We start from the raw sequence: 18786 nt of genomic DNA on the forward strand, positions 1-18786 counted from the left end.
AAGTGTAGCATGCAAGCGTTCGTTCTGCGACGAACATCCGTTTGGAACACAAAAAGCAGGAGTTATTCTGACACCCAGCGATGCTATGACAAATTTAGACGAAATGAAATTAGGATTCTTCTTGATCAAGAGAAAATTACTTTATCTTCAACATCAAATCAATTTCTGTTTACCTTATCATTTTTAATAATTTTGAACTTCAAAAAACTGCTAAGATATATATAAGGTATACATTTCCATCCGAATTGAAGGAGCTAAAATATGAAGAAATTATTAATGTTGACTGTATTATGTACTACTTTATCAGCCTGTAACGTAAACGATTCTAAACTCAGTTTTAGTGAGTTAAAGATTGTACCAAACGAAATACAAACGAAGATCAATCCCGCCAATACCTTGCAATTGATCAATACGAAAGACAAAGTCGCTTATGTTGTTTATCAGTCAAAGAAAACAGTTGCTACTGATCTTGAGGAACAAGGAGATACGCTAAAGATTAAATTGAATGAATCTAAAACTTATAAGAAAACGAAGCAGCATGTCTACAAGTTAACATTAGATCCTGAACATAAAATCATCGATGTTTACGTGAACGGTAAATCTACCGCATTTGATAACGTAACTAATTGATAAATCTAGATATAACAAGTAGAAACAACATACATACTAAAACCCCTTTATTTCTTTTATGAAACGAAAGGGTAACACAAAAAGCAGAAGGCGAATGCCTCCTGCTTTTTTCACTCTTGCGACGAATGTGTTATTTCGTCCGTTTTTTTCTAGAGCGTTGAACGGAACGAATCACAGAAACTGATCCGCCGATGATCGCACCGACGCCGACGACGATGCCTGTCTTGAATTTTTTGCCCGATTGTTCTGATGTATGCGTTGCTTGATTGTGTTCAAAAAGTTGTTGGAGGGGCGACGACGTCTCGACTTCGAGAATTTTCGATGCATCCTGATGCACGTCTTCTCTACGTTCGACACTACAAGGTGACAGATAGAATGGGTTCAAGTTCGTCCGGTACCGATCCGGATTCCAGTTGGCTTGCTGAACAACTGCTTGGGCGTCTTCCGTCTGTGCTTGATCCTTGATTGGATCGAATTCTTGTTTCATCTGAATCACTCCTCTTCACGTTCAAAACCTGTAAACCGATTTACGTCTGAAGTCTTATTTACCTGTTTTTCAAACGTTTAAAACATATATATTTAAAATTAGTTTTACTGTTTTGTGAACGTTAGCTGAAATAGGCATGATAGAGCCGCTTCGCTTTAACGAGATCCGCCTCGCCATGAATCAGAACACGTCCATCTCGGAAAGCAACCATCCGATGTTCGTCCGTCGTAAACGCCAGCAAATATGGATTATGAGCGGAAATCGCAGCGACCGGCAGGAGACGTTGTTTCAACTGTTCCAGATCCCGCTGTCCGTCTCCCCGGATTTGAACGGCATCGCGACCGCACAGTGCCGTGAAACGTACCGTTTGATCCGATAAGTAAGGATAGGACGGCTCGATGCCGCACGACGGGCACTCCTTTTTCTTCAGTGACTGGACGTTGATTTGTTGAAACGTATTCGACCAGACATCAAACGCAAGCAAGCGCGTCCGCATGGCGTCCGTCTGTCCGCTCAACCACTTCAATGCTTCTGTCACCTGCAAGGAAGCGACCATCTGTACAGCTGGTCCGATGATCCCCGCCGTATCACACGTCTCCTGATCCCGTGGTAATTGATCGAGTAGACAATGCAGACACGGCGTCTCCCCGGAACGGACGGTAAACGTGATCCCATAACTGCCGACACAGCCACCGTAAATCCACGGAATCGAACGCATCAACGCCATATCGTTCATCAGCAAGCGAATATCGAAGTTATCCGTCGCATCGATGATCAGATCGATATCATCGAGAAGCCACGTCAGTGCTGCCCGGTCGACGTCTACTACATGTGCTTCGATCGCCACTGTCGAATTGATCGCTTCAAGCCGTGCTTTTGCGGCAATCGCTTTTGGTACGATGTGACGCGCATCTTCCTCGGTATAAAGCTGTTGGCGTTGTAGATTACTCCACTCGACATAGTCGCGGTCGACGATGCGGACGACACCGACACCGGCGCGGACGAGTTGCTCTGCCGATGCCGTTCCGAGCGCTCCCATGCCGATGATCAGTACCTTTGCTGCTGCCAAGCGTGCTTGTCCCGCTTCCCCGATCGGTTGAAATCGAGTTTGCCGTGAGTAACGGTTCATCGAATCAATCCACTTGTCGGACTACTCGCGACCGCATACTGTTTCTTCTCGATACGTCCCGCTTCGTATCCGAAGCGCCCTGCTTCGACAGCTAGTCGCATGGCGTACGCCATCTTGACCGGATCTTGAGCATGGGCGACAGCGGAGTTCAATAAGACACCGTCCGCACCGAGCTCCATCGCATAGGCAACGTCGGTCGGCGAGCCGATCCCGGCGTCGACGATGACAGGGACCGTCGTCTGCTCGATGATGAATTGCAAATGGAGCGGATTGAGAATACCTTGTCCGGAGCCGATCGGTGACGCCGCCGGCATGATGGCGTGACAACCGAGTTCTTCGAGTCGTCGCGCAAGGACGACGTCGTCCGACGTATACGGTAAGACGATGAAGCCTTCTTTAAGTAATTCTTCAGAAGCCCGTAACGTCTCGATCGGGTCAGGTAATAACGTCTTGTCGCAACCGATCACTTCGACCTTGACCATGTCGCACATACCGGATGCCCGCGCAAGCTTCGCCAACCGTACGGCTTCCTCCGCCGTCTTCGCACCGGCCGTGTTCGGTAGTAGATCGTACTTTGTTAAATCAAGCGACTCCAAAAAATTCGCTTGTTGTTTATCAAAAATATCGAGCCTACGGACGGCGAACGTCAAGATTTGTGAGGCGGACGCATCGATTGCTTTCTGCTGTACCGTAGCATCCGTATATTTCCCTGTTCCGAGTAATAACCGTGATTCAAATGTCTTTTCTCCAATTTTCAGCATGTTTATCCTCCTCCTACGAAATGAACGATTTCAAATGTGTCATTGTCCCGAACGACCGTCTGACCATACGCCGCGCGATCGATGATTTGTCGATTCTGTTCGACGATGACAAGCTTCTCCCCTAAGCCGAGTTGCGTGAGCATGTCCTCGATCGTTTTAATCTGTTCGATCGTGTGGTCATTGCCGTTAATCGTAATGTTCATCGGACTTCCTCCTTCTGAATCAACCGTAATGTATTTACCAAGACTTCCGCTGTCGCCGGTGCGAGTAAGATGCCATGCCGATGATGCCCCGTCGCTAGGAAGATTTGACGGGATGAATCGGCGACTCCGATATATGGCAAGCCGGACACCGTTTGCGGTCGTACACCGGACCAGACTTCTTCGATGACCGCGTCACGAATCGGTGGATACAGTCGTTCTGCTGCTTGAAGCAGTGACGTGATCCCAGCGACACTGACACCGACCGTCTCGTCGTACGGCAGTTCGGTCGCACCGATCAAAATTCGTCCGTCTGCTTTCGGAACGAGGTAGACGGCGTCATCAAACAGAATCGAGCGTAACGGCTGACCCGCGAGACGGACGGCGAGACATTCCCCTTTGACCCCATAAGTCGCGATCGAAATACCAGCTGTATCGAGCAAGGCTTGCGACCCGCGTCCGGCAGCGACCGTCACCGTTCGTCCGGTCCACATTCTCGCGTTCGACTCGATCCTGACGAAGTCATCGCTCTCTTCGATGCGTGTGACTTCCACCTGTTCTTCAATCGATATGCCACGTGCGTGTAAGGCATACATCAATGCAGTCGTTAGTCGTCGCGGATCGATTTGACCGACCGATGGAAATAAGTATTCTTGCCCATTTCGTTTCAATAAAAATGGTTGTTCCCGGTAGCCACAATCGATCCCGGTCTCGCGCGTGAGGCGTCGCGCAAGTAACGGATACAGACGGCGACTTCGCGCGGCAAGCGTATGCAATTCTTCTCTCAGCTCGATGTCCGTCGCAAGCATCCCGGCAGCCGCCCGACTCGTCCCTTGTCCGCATGTTCCGCGATCAAGGACAAGAACGGATTCGTTCTGACAAGCGAGACTGTAAGCAAGCGTCAAACCGATGACTCCACCACCGATGATGATGTGATCCGTCATACCCGTACCCCCTGATAACGCTGAATGGCAGCAAGTGGATCCGCTTGACCGAGAATCCCCGATAAGACGGCGATTCCGGTTACACCGGTCGCTGCGATTTCAGGCATGCGTTCTGGTGTAATCCCGCCAATTGCAATGACTGGTTTCGTCGTGAAGGTGACGACTTGCTTCAAGGCGTCAATCCCTCGTGGTGGCACATTCGGCTTCGACGCTGTCGAATAAATATGACCGTACAGCAGTCGGTCGGCTCCTTCCGCTTCTGCTGCCAGTGCCTCTGCTAGTGAATGGACCGATTTCCCGATGACGAGATTCGGAAAATGACGACGGACATCACGGACACTCAAGGACCGGCGCGTCAACTGCACACCGATGCCTGCGACATGGGCGACATCGACCCGGTCATGAACCGTTAACTGCTCAGGCGAATAACCATGTGTAAGGAGCGCGTCAATCAGATCAAGCAATTCTGCTGCCGATAAGTTCGGTTCTCGTAGATGTAGCTGATCCGTATAAGGTTGAAGCGATTGAAAGGTCTTTATTTCGTCAAGCGGATTAATGGATCCCGTCGAAATCAGATGTAAACGCATCATGTTCTTCCTTTCCATACGAAAAAGGACCACTCCCGATGTTGAAGGGAGTGGTCCGAAAATGCGCTGAAGCGCTAAGGATATCTAGGATTTCGAGCCACTTCCCTCCGCTAGTACGAACTAGATCAGGTTCAAAGGGTCCGGATACTTCCGTCTCAGTCTGCTGGGAGACTCCCCTAGTGTCTTTTCGTGTTTAATTGGCTTGCCCCATTAGTCTAGCATGAGTCGCTTTGCTTCGCTAGTCCTAGTTGAGCGCTTCCACTTGCTGAATCAGCTCCGATTTCGTCGGTCGCTGTTGCTCTTGGCTGTCGGCATAGGTCTGCTTCAGCTTTAAGATCCGCATCACTTTAGCATCGAGCATCGCAGGCGTCAGCGTTTTGTCTTTAACGGCTTGCATTACTTCGGTGTGGACCTTCGTATAGGCACCTGCTTCCGAAAACATCGCCATATCTGCTCCATTGACAAGTGCCTGGCGTGCCGCTTCCGCAAGACCATATTGTTTCGTGATCGCCCCCATGACGAGATCATCCGTGATGATGACACCGTTGAATCCGAGTTGCTGACGCAAGAGGTCAGTCAAGATCGGCTTTGAGAGCGAGGACGGATTCGTATTGTCATACGCGGGATAGAGAATATGGGCGACCATCACCATCTCGGCGCCCTCTTGAATCGCTTCTTGGAACGGTAACAGTTCCGTTCGCTTCAGTTCTTCCTTTGATGCTGTCACTTTCGGCAAACCGACATGGGAATCGACACTCGTATTGCCGTGACCGGGAAAATGTTTGACGACCGGAATCGTTCCCGTCTCTTGCATCCCATGCATCAGGGCCGTACCGAGAGTCGCGACGGTCTTCGGATCAGCACTTAACGCACGGTCGCCGATGATTGGATTGTTCGGATTGCTATTGACGTCAAGGACCGGTGCGAAGTCCATGTTGAACCCATAAAATCGTGACAGGTGACCGAGCGTACGTCCGACATCTTCCATTTTTGCAGCATCTGCACCTTGCGCCATCCGTTGACTCGTCGGGAGACGTAATCGTTGATCCGGTACCCGGCTGACGCGTCCGCCTTCTTCATCAATCCCGACGAACGCATACGGTTTTTGGTTCGTCTCTTGAATCGCACGCGTGAACGTCAAGAGTTGCTCTTCCGACGTAATGTTTCCGCCGAGCAATAAGACCCCGCCAATCGCATGCGTCTGTAACAATTTCCGGTCAGCTGCTGAAAGTTCCGTGCCGGCGACTCCGATGTAGAGCAGTTGATCGATTTTTTCTGACGTCGACATCGCTTTTAATTGTTGCTTTAGTTTTGCTTGTTGTCGTTCCTCTTTCGTTGGCTCAGGTTTCGGTTTCTTTTCTTCTGTTGGTTGCTTCGTTTCCGGTTGCGATGGTTTCGTTGGTTCCATCGTCTCCTGCGCACACCCTGCAAGCAACAGGCAACCGATCAGTACGACTTTTTTCACAAAGGATCCTCGCTCCGGACACCATTGATTGAATAATAGACGGAAATCTCAGCGTTCAGGGATTGCGAGACCGAACAATATTTATCCTTTGATAACGAGATAGCGCGACGGACCTTATCTTCCGGGAGATCACCTTCGAGCCGATAATGAATCGAGATCGACGTAAAACGCCGCGGATGGTCCTCTGCCCGTTCTCCTTCGATATCCATTTCGAAATGGGTGATCGTCAAGCGCATCTTCTCTAAAATCGAGACGATATCAATTCCTGTACAGCCGGCAACGGCATGTAGCAAGAGTTCAGTCGGTCGTGGCGCTTGGTTTTCGCCACCGTTTTCGGGTGCTGCGTCCATCGCCAGATGATGCCCTGATTCCGTCTGTCCACTAAATCCCATCTGTTTGTTCCATGTCACTGTCGCTTGCATCGTTTCCACTCCTTTATAAGTAGTCTTCTTCTGTAGTATACGCAAAAAACAGCAAGCCTGGAAATTCACACGCTATTTCGAATAATGGTTCTTTTCCCGAAATCTCGCTTTGCGATACCCGACGAAATCGTTTCATGCTATTCTGTTACTCATAGTTTCGCGCGCAAGCGCTAGAATTGAGGAATCATCCATGTCACCTACTACTCGTTTAAGTCGACGCGATTGGCTCTTGATCGCCACGTTGTCGCTCCTGACGTTCGTTCTCGGAACTAGCGAATTCGTCATCGTCGGGATCCTCGCTGAAATCTCCTCAGCCCTTGATATCACGATCGCAACAGCAGGTACGCTCGTTTCAGCCTTTGCCATCTCCTTTGCAATCGGTACACCGATCGTCATGTCGCTGACCGGTCACCTGGAACGGCGTCGTCTGATCCTACGTCTCTTACTCGCCTGGGTCTTATTGAATCTTGCCAGTAGTTTTGCACCAAGTTACGAAGTATTGCTCGCAACCCGCATTCTGACAGCCATCCTGACTGGTGTCTTGATCTCACTCGCAATGGTTGTCGCCAGTGACGGTGTACCTGTCGCGAAGCGCGGTGTTGCCGTCTCGTTCATTTTCGGTGGTTTTACACTTGCGAACGTTTTAGGTGTTCCGATTGGAACGTTCATCGGTCAACACGCTGGCTTCGAAGCTACGTTCTGGCTAACGACAGTCATGGGATTGATCGCGTTCCTCGCAGTATGGAAGATCGTTCCGGTCCAGCAATCGACGGGTTCCGGTTCAATTAAGGAACAGCTTGGATTGCTCGCCAACCCACGGATCCTGATCGCCTTCTTTATTCCGTCGTTTGGATTCGGGGCAACTTATGTCGTCTACACATACCTCGTACCGATTTTACAAACAGAACTTGGGATTGCGAAAACGTGGATCAGTCCGATCTTGCTCGCTTACGGAGTCGTCTCGATATTTAGTAACATCCTTGCCGGTAAAATCGCCAGTAAAAATCCGATGGGACGCTTACGGTTCGTCTTCGTTGTACAAGCAATCGTCCTTGCTGCGTTATACTTCACGACAGCATCCCTTCCGCTTGGTCTGTTCAACATCGCCTTGATGTCGTTGATGTCGATTCTACTGACGACCTCGACACAAATCTACTTGATTGACCTCGCTGAAAAGTTCAATCCAGAAGCAAAAGGACTCGCCGCTTCATTGATGCCGGTTGCGAGTAACGTCGGGATTGCTTTTGGTTCGGCACTCGGTGGCATCGTCTATGCGAACGGTCCGATGATGAACACGGCACTCGTCGGTGGACTGGTTGCGCTCGTTGCTGCTTTATTAACTGCAATCAGTCATCGCCTCGATCAACGGTCATGAAACCGTTACCTTATCCTTTTTTGTAACAGGTCGATGACGGTTCGATGACGTTATGATGATAGTCCCCATCTCGCTGATGATTTTTCAGTATGATGGGGACTATGTTGTAGTAGAGGAGTGTCTGAAAGTGAAAGCATTACACATCATCGGTCTCGGTCTATTGACGATCATCCGACTCTGGCTCGGAATCCAGTGGTTCATCGCCGGAATCGGTAAGTACATTAATGGCTTCGATGCGAAACCGTTTCTCGAAGGAGCACTCGCGAAGTCAACTGGCGAAGACGCACTCGTCAGTTCCTGGTATGCGACGATGATTGAGCAACTCGCCTTACCGAACGTCGGGCTGATCAACGCCTTGATTCCGTTCGCGGAACTCGTCGTCGGGATCTTGTTGTTTCTTAGTCTGTTGACGGTCCCTGCACTGGTCATCGGTAGTATCATGAATCTCAATTACTTACTCGCTGGGACGATTGCGTTAAACCCGTTGTTCTTAGCAGCGTCAATCGCCTTACTGGCTGCAGGACGCTTTGCCTATCAAATCGGCATCGATCACTGGATCATCCGCTGGTATCGTTCGTCGCAGCAACCGCACCCCCTGGACCGGATTCCGGTCTAACGAAAAAACTCTCCCGCACATGGGAGAGTTATTTTTTTTGTTGCTCAAGAATCGTCTGTTGTGTCGGGGTCCCGCCGACTGAGACCGTCCGCTCGAGGAACAGATAAGGTTTACCATCAACTTCAAAACGACGGTCACCGAGATAACGGGCCGAGTGCCCATCCGTTGCGAGCTTTTGTTCGATGGCTGCAACATGTTCGTCGAGTGAATAAAACCGATCGTCGAACGTCATTGTGATGTTTTTCTTACGGTACCCGAGTAAGAAATTGTAGTAGAACCAATACATGGCACCTGCAAAGACGACAAAAATCAAGAATTGCATGTGAGTTCCCCCTTTGTATAGTCTTTATACGTTGGAAGAAAACGGGAGGTTTCAAATTAAGAGTGGAAATTAGTTAATTTTATTAATTTGTTATGATGCTATTTAAGAGTAGTTCATTTTTTGATCCTTTTTTATGAATGTCAGCTTCATAAACAATCTCAGATGTCAGTGGATTGATCACTAATGATTTGACTTCATCTTTTTTCGTTCGGTAAGCGAAGTAAATATAATCACGATCTACCGTAACGCTTCTATTTGAGAACGCTTCATCCGTCGCAATCGAATCAAGCTGAATCGAGTGCGAAGAGGACTGGTGTGATTCGAAATCGTAGATTTGCCATTCAAATCTTTTCTTATCTGATACTTGTGAAGATGATTCATCAAGACCTAAGAAATATTTTCCACCGTTTATAGCGTATGAGGAGTACACTTCCTCGAATTCTTTTAATATTTTCGTTTGTTTACCATCCTTCACGACGGTTTCAGATAAAAAATCCTCAGAACCTTCTACTTCTTTTACTTGGTCAACAATCATTTTCCCATCATAAAACGATCGAATCGCATCATCTTTTCCTAAAGCGTCAGGTAATTTAATTTTTGTCATCGATTTCTTTGTTAAGTCGATTTGATAGATATGTTCTCTTTCAATTTCTTTGTTAAGAGTAGACGAATCAATCAATAACATATCTTCTGTTCGTTGAAACGGAGAAAAACGTAACTTTTCATTCATTTGTGTTTCAGGCAATTTAATTGTCATGCTTGACAATTTGTTATTCAAAGCATTCCAATACTGTAGCTCCAGCTCGTCATTACTCAACTTATTTATACCATATGTAACCGAATCTTGTGAAAATACATGTGTATCATTTTTCCAAATGAATTGCTGGAACGAACGTGGGGCATCCTTCCAACTAGATTCATCATTAAATAGATACGACAGTATTGATTTATTGTACTGCTTAACGTTCCCGTTCATCGAAATATTGTATTCGTTCGGATTTTGACCCCACTCACTGAGACGAAGTTGCATATTTTGAACGACATCTTCGTTCGGATCGCCTTTTTTCGTTTCGACGATAAATTTCACCTTATCGAACGAAAGGACCTGCCCAACATAAAATCCTAAAGACACAATACAGATGACACCTAAAAGTAATACATATTTGATTGAACGCATAGTGTCCTCCTTAAACAGCAATTTTCCATTTTAATAAACGAAGGCTTCTCCAAATCACATAAACAAAATAGATAACAAACAAGCTCATCAATACATATGCCTTTTCCGAGTTCAATAACAGCTTAGTCTGATCTAAGAAATACATACTTGCTACTAAGCAAATGACCATAATAAAAATCTCAATTCCCACTCGAATGAATCCACTCCATTTACGATAGGAGCGTTCAATTAAGACAAGCAAAAACATAAAGTTTACGATAAACAACGCTACCGCAAGAATGATGAATAAATTCGTCAAATTCAGCGAAAATAATTCACCTAATGTACTTCCGACAGTTCGTAAGCTATTTTTATCCATATAATCCTCTCGAACAACCAACCGGAAGAGACGGTTACCAATTTGAATCAAACACCATTGGATACCAAGAAAACTCATGATGATTAAAAAAACTGTTGTCAATTTCGAGAAGAAAATACTTGCACGATTCCCTGGAAGCATCAATAAACGATAGATATACTTCGTTTCACCTATCCAATCGCGGTACCAAATCTGAATAGAATAAATAACGACTAATGCTACACCAAGCAATGTCATGTAACTGAAAAAGGAAGTTGTATCAATGAATGAAATTTTTCCGATGTCATTGAATGCTTCATACAATGTAGCTGTATTTGACTTCAAGTAATCTTCAATTCTGCGCTCATGTAGTTTGACGTTTACAACGACCGACACTAACTCAATCGCTGCCATTACAAGGACCGCAATTACATATATCTTAAAACTCCGCTTAATCTCTTCGTTCGTCAATTGTATGTATTGTTTCATCGCAAATAGACCTCCCGCATCCGGTCCTGAACCGATTTCCCGTACAGTTCCCGCATCTCTTCCGTCTCATGTTCATCGATGATTCGACCGTCCTGTAAGAAGACGACCCGGTCGATCAAGTGCTCGATTTCCTGAATTTCGTGTGTCGTCATCAGGATGCCGCGTCCTTCCATGAAGTGACTCGAGAATAGTCCGGCAATCTGTTCTTTCGTAAACAGATCGATCCCAGCGAATGGTTCGTCGAGTAATAAGTACGGACGATCGAGAGCGAAACCGAGGATCAAGCTGACCTTCGCCTGGTTCCCTTTTGATAAGTCCGTGATCTTATCTGTCGATAACAGCTGGAAGATCCGCATCAGTTCATCCGCTGTCGCCTGGTTCCAGTCGGAGTAATAATCCGCCATATACGTCAGCGCATCACCGACCGTCATGTAGCCGGGCATCGTCTGGATATCCGGAACGAAGGCAATCTTGTTTCGATTGACCTCTCCATCGACGAGAACCGTTCCCGCGTTAACTGGGACAAGGTCTGCGATTGCCTTCAGGATCGTTGATTTCCCCTCACCGTTAAGTCCAATCAGACACGTCAATTGATCCATCGGAACGGAAAACGAGACGCCTTGAAGAACTGGCTTTTTACCGTATTTCTTTTGTAACCCATGGACTTCAAGCATCGATCTTCCTCCGTTCCGTTTCCTGATACACCGTCTCGATTTTTGAGACGACCTCATCGAGTGGGATTTGAATCGCTTTGACGGCATCGATGAATTCAGAGACGGCCTCTTCTAGCATCTCGGCACGTACTTTTTGGACGACTTGTGGATCAAGTGTAATCTTACTCGGGACATTCCGTTCTGTCGTAATCAATTGCTGCTCCTCCATCTCTTTGTATGCTTTTTGTGCGGTATTCGGATTGATTCCGAGCTGTGCGGCTATTTCGCGGCGGGACGGGATCTCTTGCCCGCTTTGCAATTCCTCGGTCGCGATTCGTTGTTTGAACCAACGGACGACCTGCAGGTACACCGGGCTTCTTTGGTCGAACTGCATCGGTAGACCTCCCTTTCCTGTTTAATGTATTAAAACAATAATACACTTCTCTTCTGTATCATACTCACCATACAGTTTGACTGTCAAGATAGTTTGTCTTCTTTATCACAAAAAAACCACCATCCAATTTTGGATGGTGGTCACTTCACTTATTGGTAGGGATTCGGATCCTCCTGCGGTGTATCCGGAATCTCGGTCGGTTCTGGGAACGTATCCGGTTCCGGCTGACGGACCGGGTCTTCCTGTGGCGTATCTGGCACCTCGCTCGGTGGTGTCTGTGGTATCTCGTCCGGTTGATGATCCGGTTCGCGTTCAGGCACTTCATTCGGATTCTTCTTCATCTTGATCTCCCCCTTAAGACGTGATGTAATCGCCGCCGTTGATATGAATCGTCTGACCTGTGACGTAACTTGAATCACGGGAGGCGAGATAGACATAAGCCGCTGCATTCTCCGACGGCTGTCCCCGACGTTTCATTAACGTGTTTTCCCCATGTGCCTCCACTTTTTCCTTCGTGAACGTCGCTGGAATGAGCGGCGTCCAGATCGGACCGGGCGCGACGGCATTAACCCGAATCCCCTGTTTGATCAAGTTTGATGCAAGCGAACGTGTCAGTGTCGCAATTGCGCCCTTCGTCGCCGAATAATCGATCAACGTCGGTGCACCGGCATATGCTGTCACGGACGAGGTATTGATAATCGTGTCTTCTTTTTTCAAATGAGGTAACGCTGCTTGCGTCAGATAGACAATCGAGAATACATTCGTCTCGAACGTTTCTCGGAGTTGATCTGGTGTGATGGCTAGAAAGTCATCTTGCGGAAACTGCTTGCCGGCATTATTGACGAGAATGTTCAATTGACCGAATTCCGCGATGATGGTATCGATAATTGGTTGTGCGTGTTCCGGTCGACTAATATCCTTCGCAATCTTTAACGCCTTGACGCCGTATGATTCGATGGTTGCCACCGTTTTTTCAGCGTCTTTCCCCTCATTTAAGTAAACGATCGCGACATTCGCTCCTTCTTTGGCGAAAGCGACAGCGACAGCACGCCCGATCCCACTATCCCCACCGGTGATCAGGGCAACTTTCCCTGCTAATTTCCCCGAACCGACATAATCTGGATCATCGTAGATCGGTTCCGGTTTCATGACGTACTCGATTCCCGGCTGTCGCTCCTGCGTCTGCCCTCGCGCCTCCTGATGCATCGCTTCGAACTGCTCTTCTCTCATGAACGGTCAGCTCCCTTAGCTAACGTAATGAACTACATATTCAACGATTCCCTTGCGATACATCTATAAACGTTTTTCCGGAAAAGTCAGATGTCATTCGTCAGTAACGTTGGGAAGAAATTCGTCTGCAACATATGCGCGAGTTCACTTGGATACAATGTATACTGATCCAGTTTGTCGAACGGAACGAAGCGATACGTCAATCCGTCGCCTTCTGGACCGTAAAAGTCTTCCGTCGAAAGTGGCATTGGCTCTCTGCAAACGACTTCATAAAACATTCCTAGTTCATGAAACTGGTGATCAGCGTACTCAAAGAAATTTTCATGGAGGAAACGGAAGACCGGTGGCTCGATCAACTGACCTAGTTCTTCTACCAATTCACGTGCAATCGCTTTAGCACCACTTTCACCGAACTGAACACGCCCTCCCGGTAATGACCAAAAATCATCTTCTCCTTGGCGATGAATCAACAGATGTCTATCTTGAATCAACAGCGCCACTGCGCGAATGTTAAGCTTTTTTTGATTTACTGTAAACGTCAAATCCATTCCATTACCTACTCTCATCTTATTAGACTCCCATACTTTTTCATCATTTCCCACGATTGCGTTTTGTCATCAAATTCATCTCGTTGTAACACGGATTCATCTTGATTTTAAGGGATTTTGAGATTGAATATGTATTCAATATTACAACAATTGTTATTAGAATATATTTAAGCAATCAAATTGAAACACAACCGTCTGATGTTTGAATGCTATACTCTCGTTAGTCAAATGACCGCATCACTCACTTCAACACACACTAAACGCATCCACTTCTATAGATGTCATTCCGACGACAACACTAGATATTCAACTTAGGAGGAACATTCATGAAACGAACAATCACGACGTTAGCAATGAGCGCCCTCGTTGTTTCAGGTTTTGCAGCTACGGGTACAGGTAAGGTTGAAGCCGCTTCTGGCTCATCGTATAAAGTTAAAATCAAGGCAGACGGACTTCGCGTCCGGACTGGCCCATCGTTAAAACACCGCATCGTCGACGGCGTCAATGCGGGTCAAACATTCAAATACCTTGGTCGGACAGGAAACTGGACGAAGATCATGCATAAAGGTGAAAAACGCTTCGTCTATTCTGGTTACGTCAAGAAGTACAGTGTTTCTGGAAAATCAGCGAAAAAAGCATCATTCTCTTCGTCGACTGGATTCATGCGTCCGACAAGCGGATCGATCACACAAGGGTACGGGAATGCTAGTGGGAAATACGGCTACACGTTCCATAACGGAATCGACTTCGGTGCACCTACTGGAACACCAGTTAAAGCAGCCGCTGCCGGAAAAGTCATCAAGTCGTCATATCAGGGAGCTTATGGTAACCATGTCATGGTCGAACATAAAGTGAACGGTATTTCGTACACAACGGTGTATGCTCACTTGAGCAAACGTTCTGTCTTCGTTGGTCAATCGATCCCGAAAGGCGCGAACATCGGAGCAGTCGGTAGTACAGGGAACTCGTCTGGATCACACTTACACTTCGAGATTCATCGTGGAAACTACGTCTACAGCGGTTCTTCTGCAGCAAGCAGTGTCAACCCACTCGCTTTCTTATAAGCATTTCCAGGTACCTCATCTGAGGTACCTTTTTTGATTTTCAATGGGCATTTCATCTTATCCAATTCCATCCAATCTTGTCAAAGTATTTTATGGATTATTGGAAAAAGAATAAAATTAAGTCCGTTTAATATAATTTATTGAAATAATATCGAAATGTGAATGTAACATTTAAACAAATTCGTAAATGTTATACTCATCTATGAAATTTACATAACGGTTTAGTCACACAGATTACATATTCAGGAGGAATGAATCATGCATGGTTTTTGGAAAGGTGTCTCGGCAACAGCCATCGCTGTCGCAAGTTTTGCATCATTTGCCATCCCGCGTGCGGATGCAGCAACGACATTCTATAAGGTGAAGGTCATGGAGGACGGCTTACGCGCTCGGACGGGTCCTTCGACATCTTACGGCACGGTCACGAGCTTTGAAAAAGGTGATACATACAAGTATCTCGGTCGGACAGGGAACTGGACGAAAATCCTCTATGGTTCGAAAAAAGTCTACGTCTCTTCTACATATGTTAAGAAATATTCCGTGACTCGGATCTATAAGATTAAAGTCAACGTCGACAATCTTCGCGTTCGTAGCAGCAACTCTACGAGCAGTGCAGTCGTCGGAAGTATCGATAAAGGCGAAACATTTCGTTACCTCGGTCGTACAGGTAACTGGATCAAGTTCCTATACGGTGGCGACAAACGATTCGTTCACGCTGACTATGTCTCGAAATATGCTGTCTTGACACTGACGAACAGCAGTGGCGCATCAAAAGCCTCGACGTCGACGTCAAAAAGCTTCGCGACACCAACGAGTGGTCCAATCACGCAAGGATATGGTAAGGCAAGCGGTGCTTACGGCTATACGTTCCATAACGGTATCGATTATGGCGCAGCAAAAGGTACTCCAGTCTATGCGACAGCAAGCGGTAAGGTCATTACGTCTCAGTTCAAAGGCGCCTACGGCAACTACGTCATGGTCTCACACACTGTCAACGGATCGCCGTTCATCAGTCTGTATGCACATATGAATAGTCGCTCCGTCTCGGTCGGTCAAACCGTCGCCCAAGGTCAAAAAGTCGGTACAGTCGGCGAGACAGGTAACGCTTTCGGAACACACTTACATTTTGAACTCCATAAGGGATCGTACGTCTACAGCGCAACATCAGCTGGTAGTAGCGTCAATCCACTCGATTATCTGTAAACGACAATAACCCTCACCGTCTCGGTAAGGGTTATTTTTTCTTATTGCTTTTGTTTTGCTTGATACGCTTTCGAATAGCGGTCAGCTGCTATGATCGCATCCGCGACTTCGTCCGCTGTGACGTTGAAACCGCTATGGATCGTCTCACCTTCAGCGGTCGCTGCCTCGCCGACCTTGACGATATCTTCACGCGACGCATCTTTCAGCTTGACGTCTTCGAGCGTCACCGGTAAGCCAAGATCCGTGTAGAGCGCGATGTACCGCTCGATTTCTTCTTGTGGATGTTCTTCGAGCGCCAGTTGAACGAGTGTACCAAAGGCGACTTTCTCACCGTGAGTCAAGTGGTGAATCTCACCATCCAGCGCCGTGAACCCGTTGTGGATGGCATGCGCTGCAGCTAATCCACCACTCTCGAAACCGAGTCCACTTAAGAGCGTATTCGCCTCGACGACGGCTTCAAGTGCCGGCGTGACGACTTGCGCCTGAACGGATTCATACGCCAAGCGTCCATGCTCGAACAAGACTTCCTCACACCGTTTAGCGATCGCTTGTGCCGCAATCGTTGGTCGTCCCCCTGCCATCGTTTGTCCACCAAAAGCGACGACACTCCGGACCTCGACCCACGTCGCGAGCGCATCGGCGATTCCGGACGCGAAGAAACGCGCTGGTGCTTGGGCGATCAGCTTCGTATCGACGAGAACGAGATCGGGATTCTTCTTATAGAAGCGGTAACTTTCGAAAATCCCTTCGTCGGAATAGATGACGGACAGGGCACTCGTCGGGGCATCGGTCGAAGCAAGCGTCGGAACGATGACGACGGAGACGTTCAGCTCATCCGAGACGGCTTTTGCCGTATCGAGCGTCTTTCCGCCTCCCACACCCATGACGAACCGGACATCTGCTGCTTGTGCTTGCTCAGCGATTCGTTTCACTTCATGCCGTGAGGCTTCACCACTGAAGTCCGCTTTCTCGATGCCGACATTTTCTTCGGACAACGAATGCTCGACACGTTCCTTGACGATTTTCCAAACGACATCATCCGCGATGACAAGCGCTTTTTCACCGAACGGGCTCACATATGTACCGAGCCGGTCAATGACATCCTTTCCTTGGACATACTTCGAGGGACTAATGAAGACACGTTCTGACATGTTTCAACATCCTTTCTGTAAGGGACACGATGGTCAATGACATACAATAGAGGAATTGCCGTTTCCGCTTATGCTTAAACCCACAATCGCGTGAACAAAAAAGCGGACTTTGATCATGCGATCAAAAATCCGCTTCCTTCTATGCATGACAATTTAAGCTACACGCGACGACGATTGTGTCTGTGCTGTTTTCTTACCAATGATTGCTCCGATCACTCCACCAATAATGGCTGGAACGACCCATCCGAGACTGACGGAAGCAAACGGTAATACCGCGTCGAACACTTTCGTGACAGCTGAGACGTTAATCTCTGCTGTCTTCAATCCATCAAACAAGCTGACAACGAATGTCATCCACAGTGCCCCTTGATAGACGGCTGGTTTGCCTTTAAAGAGTGGATGCAAGAACGTCAGGAAGATGAGACAGATCGCTAGTGGATAGAGCGTCATCAAGACTGGTTTTGAGACGGCGAGCAATTGATTCAGACCGATGTTCGCGACGAGTGCGCTGAAGACTGATAGACCAATCGTCCATTTGACGTACGAGATTTTTGGCACGAGTGCCGAGAAGAACGACGCACAGGCCGTGATCAAGCCGACACTTGTCGTCATACAGGCGACTGTGATCATCAGACCGAGTAAAATCGCACCGTATTCACCAAAGTAATAATCGGACACAGCAGACAAGATCTCTGCTCCGTTCGCCAGTTGTCCGATTTCAGAGACACTCGAAGCACCCATGAAGGCAAGCGCCGAGTATGTGATTGCAAGCAAGGCTGCTGCGATCAATGACGCTTTCGTACAAATCAAAAGTAACTGTCGCTTCGATGTGACACCTTTTTCCTTGATCGCTGCGATGATGATGATCCCGAAAACGAAAGCACCAAGTGCATCGAGCGTCATATATCCTTCCTGGAAACCGTTAAAGAAGGCATTCGACTGATATGTCTTCAAAGGATTCTGAAAACTTCCGATCGGATGCAGGACAGCGACGACGATCAACAGACCGATGAACGTGATCTTAATCGGTGTTAGTACTTTCCCGACGACATCGACGATTTTCGTCGGATTCAATGATAAGAGACACGCAACCGTGTAGAACAAGACCGTGAAGATGAGCAGCGGCCAGTGGCTCGTCGATTCACTGAAGAACGGCTTGATTCCAATCTCATACGAGACCGTTCCGGCACGAGGAATCGCGAAGAATGGCCCGATCGCAAGATACAGAATGACCGAGAACCCGATTCCGAACGCAGGATGAACGCGTGACGCCATCGCTTGTAGATCGCGTTCCCCTGAAAACGCGAATGCGAGAATCGCAAGCAATGGTAGACCGACACCGGTGACGAGGAATCCGGCATTGGCGACCCAGACATGCTCCCCTGCGAGCTGTCCGAGCATCGGCGGAAAGATGAGATTTCCTGCCCCGAAGAATAAGGCGAAGAGCATCATGCCGATGACGATGATAAATGATGTTGGAACAGTTTTAGACATAATAAACCCCCACTGATGATGATCGACTTCATCTTGCTCCCTAAGCAGATGAAGTACTTCGTTCGAAAGGATACCATACGTTTAAGAGCTCGTGCTAGGAGTTTATCT

The 18786-nt window shown here is 47.6% G+C and carries 23 protein-coding genes and 1 riboswitch; of the genes, 5 read left to right on the forward strand and 18 right to left on the reverse strand.

What is annotated here, in order from left to right; all coding sequences use genetic code 11:
• The first annotated feature begins 261 nt into the window (after positions 1-261).
• Positions 262-630 (forward strand): hypothetical protein, encoded by a 369-nt coding sequence (locus tag B3G15_RS01480; RefSeq protein ID WP_290714800.1) that lies wholly within the window; start codon positions 262-264, stop codon positions 628-630.
• Between the two features lie 130 nt (positions 631-760).
• On the opposite strand, the gene B3G15_RS01485 is transcribed toward B3G15_RS01480, so the two are convergent.
• From B3G15_RS01485 to B3G15_RS01520, 8 genes are all read right to left on the reverse strand, one after another.
• A complete protein-coding gene (locus B3G15_RS01485; protein ID WP_290714803.1) occupies positions 761-1117 on the reverse strand; it encodes a hypothetical protein in 357 nt (118 codons plus the stop codon).
• A 121-nt stretch (positions 1118-1238) separates the two neighbouring features.
• A complete protein-coding gene (locus B3G15_RS01490) occupies positions 1239-2246 on the reverse strand; it encodes a ThiF family adenylyltransferase (protein ID WP_290714806.1) in 1008 nt (335 codons plus the stop codon).
• The gene (locus B3G15_RS01495) at positions 2243-3007 is read right to left on the reverse strand and encodes a thiazole synthase (RefSeq protein WP_290714809.1); all 765 of its coding nucleotides are present in this window, start codon (positions 3005-3007) and stop codon (positions 2243-2245) included. Before B3G15_RS01495 ends, B3G15_RS01490 begins: the two co-directional genes overlap by 4 nt.
• A gap of 2 nt (positions 3008-3009) precedes the next feature.
• On the reverse strand, positions 3010-3210 hold the full coding sequence (gene thiS / locus B3G15_RS01500; RefSeq protein ID WP_058705114.1) for a sulfur carrier protein ThiS: 201 nt from the start codon (positions 3208-3210) through the stop codon (positions 3010-3012).
• Positions 3207-4151, reverse strand: a complete 945-nt coding sequence (locus tag B3G15_RS01505) for an FAD-dependent oxidoreductase (RefSeq protein WP_290714814.1) — start codon at positions 4149-4151, stop codon at positions 3207-3209. Before B3G15_RS01505 ends, thiS begins: the two co-directional genes overlap by 4 nt.
• Positions 4148-4741, reverse strand: coding sequence for a thiamine phosphate synthase (locus B3G15_RS01510; RefSeq protein WP_290714817.1), 594 nt, complete (start codon positions 4739-4741; stop codon positions 4148-4150). Before B3G15_RS01510 ends, B3G15_RS01505 begins: the two co-directional genes overlap by 4 nt.
• An 82-nt stretch (positions 4742-4823) precedes the next feature.
• Positions 4824-4926, reverse strand: a riboswitch (TPP riboswitch).
• Positions 4927-4982: 56 nt separating this feature from the next.
• Entirely contained in the window at positions 4983-6203 is a 1221-nt protein-coding gene (nagZ, locus tag B3G15_RS01515) for a beta-N-acetylhexosaminidase (protein ID WP_290714820.1), read from the reverse strand.
• Positions 6200-6625 (reverse strand): OsmC family protein, encoded by a 426-nt coding sequence (locus B3G15_RS01520; RefSeq protein ID WP_023467853.1) that lies wholly within the window; start codon positions 6623-6625, stop codon positions 6200-6202. Before B3G15_RS01520 ends, nagZ begins: the two co-directional genes overlap by 4 nt.
• A 190-nt stretch (positions 6626-6815) precedes the next feature.
• Here B3G15_RS01520 and B3G15_RS01525 point away from each other — a divergent pair, with 190 nt between their 5' ends.
• Positions 6816-8000 carry an MFS transporter gene (locus B3G15_RS01525; RefSeq protein WP_290714827.1) on the forward strand — a complete coding sequence of 395 codons (1185 nt, stop codon included), beginning with the start codon at positions 6816-6818 and terminating at the stop codon, positions 7998-8000.
• 127 nt (positions 8001-8127) lie between these two features.
• A complete protein-coding gene (locus B3G15_RS01530) occupies positions 8128-8616 on the forward strand; it encodes a DoxX family membrane protein (protein WP_290714830.1) in 489 nt (162 codons plus the stop codon).
• A 28-nt stretch (positions 8617-8644) separates the two neighbouring features.
• Here B3G15_RS01530 and B3G15_RS01535 read toward each other — a convergent pair whose 3' ends face one another.
• The 8 genes from B3G15_RS01535 to B3G15_RS01570 form a co-directional block, all read right to left on the reverse strand.
• Positions 8645-8938 carry a hypothetical protein gene (locus tag B3G15_RS01535; protein WP_023467850.1) on the reverse strand — a complete coding sequence of 98 codons (294 nt, stop codon included), beginning with the start codon at positions 8936-8938 and terminating at the stop codon, positions 8645-8647.
• 82 nt (positions 8939-9020) lie between these two features.
• Positions 9021-10115, reverse strand: coding sequence for a hypothetical protein (locus B3G15_RS01540; RefSeq protein ID WP_290714835.1), 1095 nt, complete (start codon positions 10113-10115; stop codon positions 9021-9023).
• A 10-nt stretch (positions 10116-10125) separates the two neighbouring features.
• Entirely contained in the window at positions 10126-10941 is an 816-nt protein-coding gene (locus B3G15_RS01545; RefSeq protein ID WP_290714838.1) for a hypothetical protein, read from the reverse strand.
• Entirely contained in the window at positions 10938-11615 is a 678-nt protein-coding gene (locus B3G15_RS01550) for an ABC transporter ATP-binding protein (RefSeq protein ID WP_290714841.1), read from the reverse strand. Before B3G15_RS01550 ends, B3G15_RS01545 begins: the two co-directional genes overlap by 4 nt.
• The gene (locus B3G15_RS01555) at positions 11608-11988 is read right to left on the reverse strand and encodes a GntR family transcriptional regulator (protein ID WP_290714844.1); all 381 of its coding nucleotides are present in this window, start codon (positions 11986-11988) and stop codon (positions 11608-11610) included. The genes B3G15_RS01550 and B3G15_RS01555 overlap by 8 nt, the downstream gene beginning before the upstream one ends.
• 149 nt (positions 11989-12137) lie before the next feature.
• Positions 12138-12329 (reverse strand): hypothetical protein, encoded by a 192-nt coding sequence (locus B3G15_RS01560; RefSeq protein WP_290714847.1) that lies wholly within the window; start codon positions 12327-12329, stop codon positions 12138-12140.
• A gap of 13 nt (positions 12330-12342) precedes the next feature.
• Positions 12343-13218 carry an SDR family oxidoreductase gene (locus B3G15_RS01565; protein ID WP_290714849.1) on the reverse strand — a complete coding sequence of 292 codons (876 nt, stop codon included), beginning with the start codon at positions 13216-13218 and terminating at the stop codon, positions 12343-12345.
• 86 nt (positions 13219-13304) lie between these two features.
• Positions 13305-13784, reverse strand: coding sequence for an NUDIX hydrolase (locus B3G15_RS01570; RefSeq protein ID WP_290714853.1), 480 nt, complete (start codon positions 13782-13784; stop codon positions 13305-13307).
• A 308-nt stretch (positions 13785-14092) separates the two neighbouring features.
• On the opposite strand from B3G15_RS01570, the gene B3G15_RS01575 reads away from it, so the two are divergent.
• Positions 14093-14830 carry a peptidoglycan DD-metalloendopeptidase family protein gene (locus B3G15_RS01575; protein ID WP_050676998.1) on the forward strand — a complete coding sequence of 246 codons (738 nt, stop codon included), beginning with the start codon at positions 14093-14095 and terminating at the stop codon, positions 14828-14830.
• Positions 14831-15088: 258 nt separating this feature from the next.
• Positions 15089-16033: a peptidoglycan DD-metalloendopeptidase family protein gene (locus tag B3G15_RS01580; protein ID WP_290714858.1), complete on the forward strand. Its 945-nt coding sequence runs from the start codon at positions 15089-15091 to the stop codon at positions 16031-16033.
• Between the two features lie 41 nt (positions 16034-16074).
• Here B3G15_RS01580 and B3G15_RS01585 read toward each other — a convergent pair whose 3' ends face one another.
• The gene (locus B3G15_RS01585; protein WP_290714861.1) at positions 16075-17184 is read right to left on the reverse strand and encodes a glycerol dehydrogenase; all 1110 of its coding nucleotides are present in this window, start codon (positions 17182-17184) and stop codon (positions 16075-16077) included.
• A 153-nt stretch (positions 17185-17337) separates the two neighbouring features.
• On the reverse strand, positions 17338-18678 hold the full coding sequence (brnQ, locus tag B3G15_RS01590) for a branched-chain amino acid transport system II carrier protein (protein WP_290714864.1): 1341 nt from the start codon (positions 18676-18678) through the stop codon (positions 17338-17340).
• Between the last annotated feature and the right edge of the window lie 108 nt (positions 18679-18786).

It is taken from the genome of Exiguobacterium sp. UBA1053 (assembly GCF_002316465.1).
GTDB classification, from domain to species: Bacteria; Bacillota; Bacilli; order Exiguobacteriales; family Exiguobacteriaceae; genus Exiguobacterium_A; species Exiguobacterium_A abrahamii.

Coding starts and splice junctions, on each gene's coding strand:
- B3G15_RS01480 (WP_290714800.1), top strand. CDS start 262: ATGAAGAAATTATTAATGTTGACTGTATTATGTACTACTTTATCAGCC.
- B3G15_RS01485 (WP_290714803.1), bottom strand. CDS start 1,117: ATGAAACAAGAATTCGATCCAATCAAGGATCAAGCACAGACGGAAGAC.
- B3G15_RS01490 (WP_290714806.1), bottom strand. CDS start 2,246: ATGAACCGTTACTCACGGCAAACTCGATTTCAACCGATCGGGGAAGCG.
- B3G15_RS01495 (WP_290714809.1), bottom strand. CDS start 3,007: ATGCTGAAAATTGGAGAAAAGACATTTGAATCACGGTTATTACTCGGA.
- thiS (WP_058705114.1), bottom strand. CDS start 3,210: ATGAACATTACGATTAACGGCAATGACCACACGATCGAACAGATTAAA.
- B3G15_RS01505 (WP_290714814.1), bottom strand. CDS start 4,151: ATGACGGATCACATCATCATCGGTGGTGGAGTCATCGGTTTGACGCTT.
- B3G15_RS01510 (WP_290714817.1), bottom strand. CDS start 4,741: ATGATGCGTTTACATCTGATTTCGACGGGATCCATTAATCCGCTTGAC.
- B3G15_RS01520 (WP_023467853.1), bottom strand. CDS start 6,625: ATGCAAGCGACAGTGACATGGAACAAACAGATGGGATTTAGTGGACAG.
- B3G15_RS01525 (WP_290714827.1), top strand. CDS start 6,816: ATGTCACCTACTACTCGTTTAAGTCGACGCGATTGGCTCTTGATCGCC.
- B3G15_RS01535 (WP_023467850.1), bottom strand. CDS start 8,938: ATGCAATTCTTGATTTTTGTCGTCTTTGCAGGTGCCATGTATTGGTTC.
- B3G15_RS01540 (WP_290714835.1), bottom strand. CDS start 10,115: ATGCGTTCAATCAAATATGTATTACTTTTAGGTGTCATCTGTATTGTG.
- B3G15_RS01545 (WP_290714838.1), bottom strand. CDS start 10,941: ATGAAACAATACATACAATTGACGAACGAAGAGATTAAGCGGAGTTTT.
- B3G15_RS01550 (WP_290714841.1), bottom strand. CDS start 11,615: ATGCTTGAAGTCCATGGGTTACAAAAGAAATACGGTAAAAAGCCAGTT.
- B3G15_RS01555 (WP_290714844.1), bottom strand. CDS start 11,988: ATGCAGTTCGACCAAAGAAGCCCGGTGTACCTGCAGGTCGTCCGTTGG.
- B3G15_RS01560 (WP_290714847.1), bottom strand. CDS start 12,329: ATGAAGAAGAATCCGAATGAAGTGCCTGAACGCGAACCGGATCATCAA.
- B3G15_RS01565 (WP_290714849.1), bottom strand. CDS start 13,218: ATGAGAGAAGAGCAGTTCGAAGCGATGCATCAGGAGGCGCGAGGGCAG.
- B3G15_RS01570 (WP_290714853.1), bottom strand. CDS start 13,784: ATGAGAGTAGGTAATGGAATGGATTTGACGTTTACAGTAAATCAAAAA.
- B3G15_RS01575 (WP_050676998.1), top strand. CDS start 14,093: ATGAAACGAACAATCACGACGTTAGCAATGAGCGCCCTCGTTGTTTCA.
- B3G15_RS01580 (WP_290714858.1), top strand. CDS start 15,089: ATGCATGGTTTTTGGAAAGGTGTCTCGGCAACAGCCATCGCTGTCGCA.
- B3G15_RS01585 (WP_290714861.1), bottom strand. CDS start 17,184: ATGTCAGAACGTGTCTTCATTAGTCCCTCGAAGTATGTCCAAGGAAAG.
- brnQ (WP_290714864.1), bottom strand. CDS start 18,678: ATGTCTAAAACTGTTCCAACATCATTTATCATCGTCATCGGCATGATG.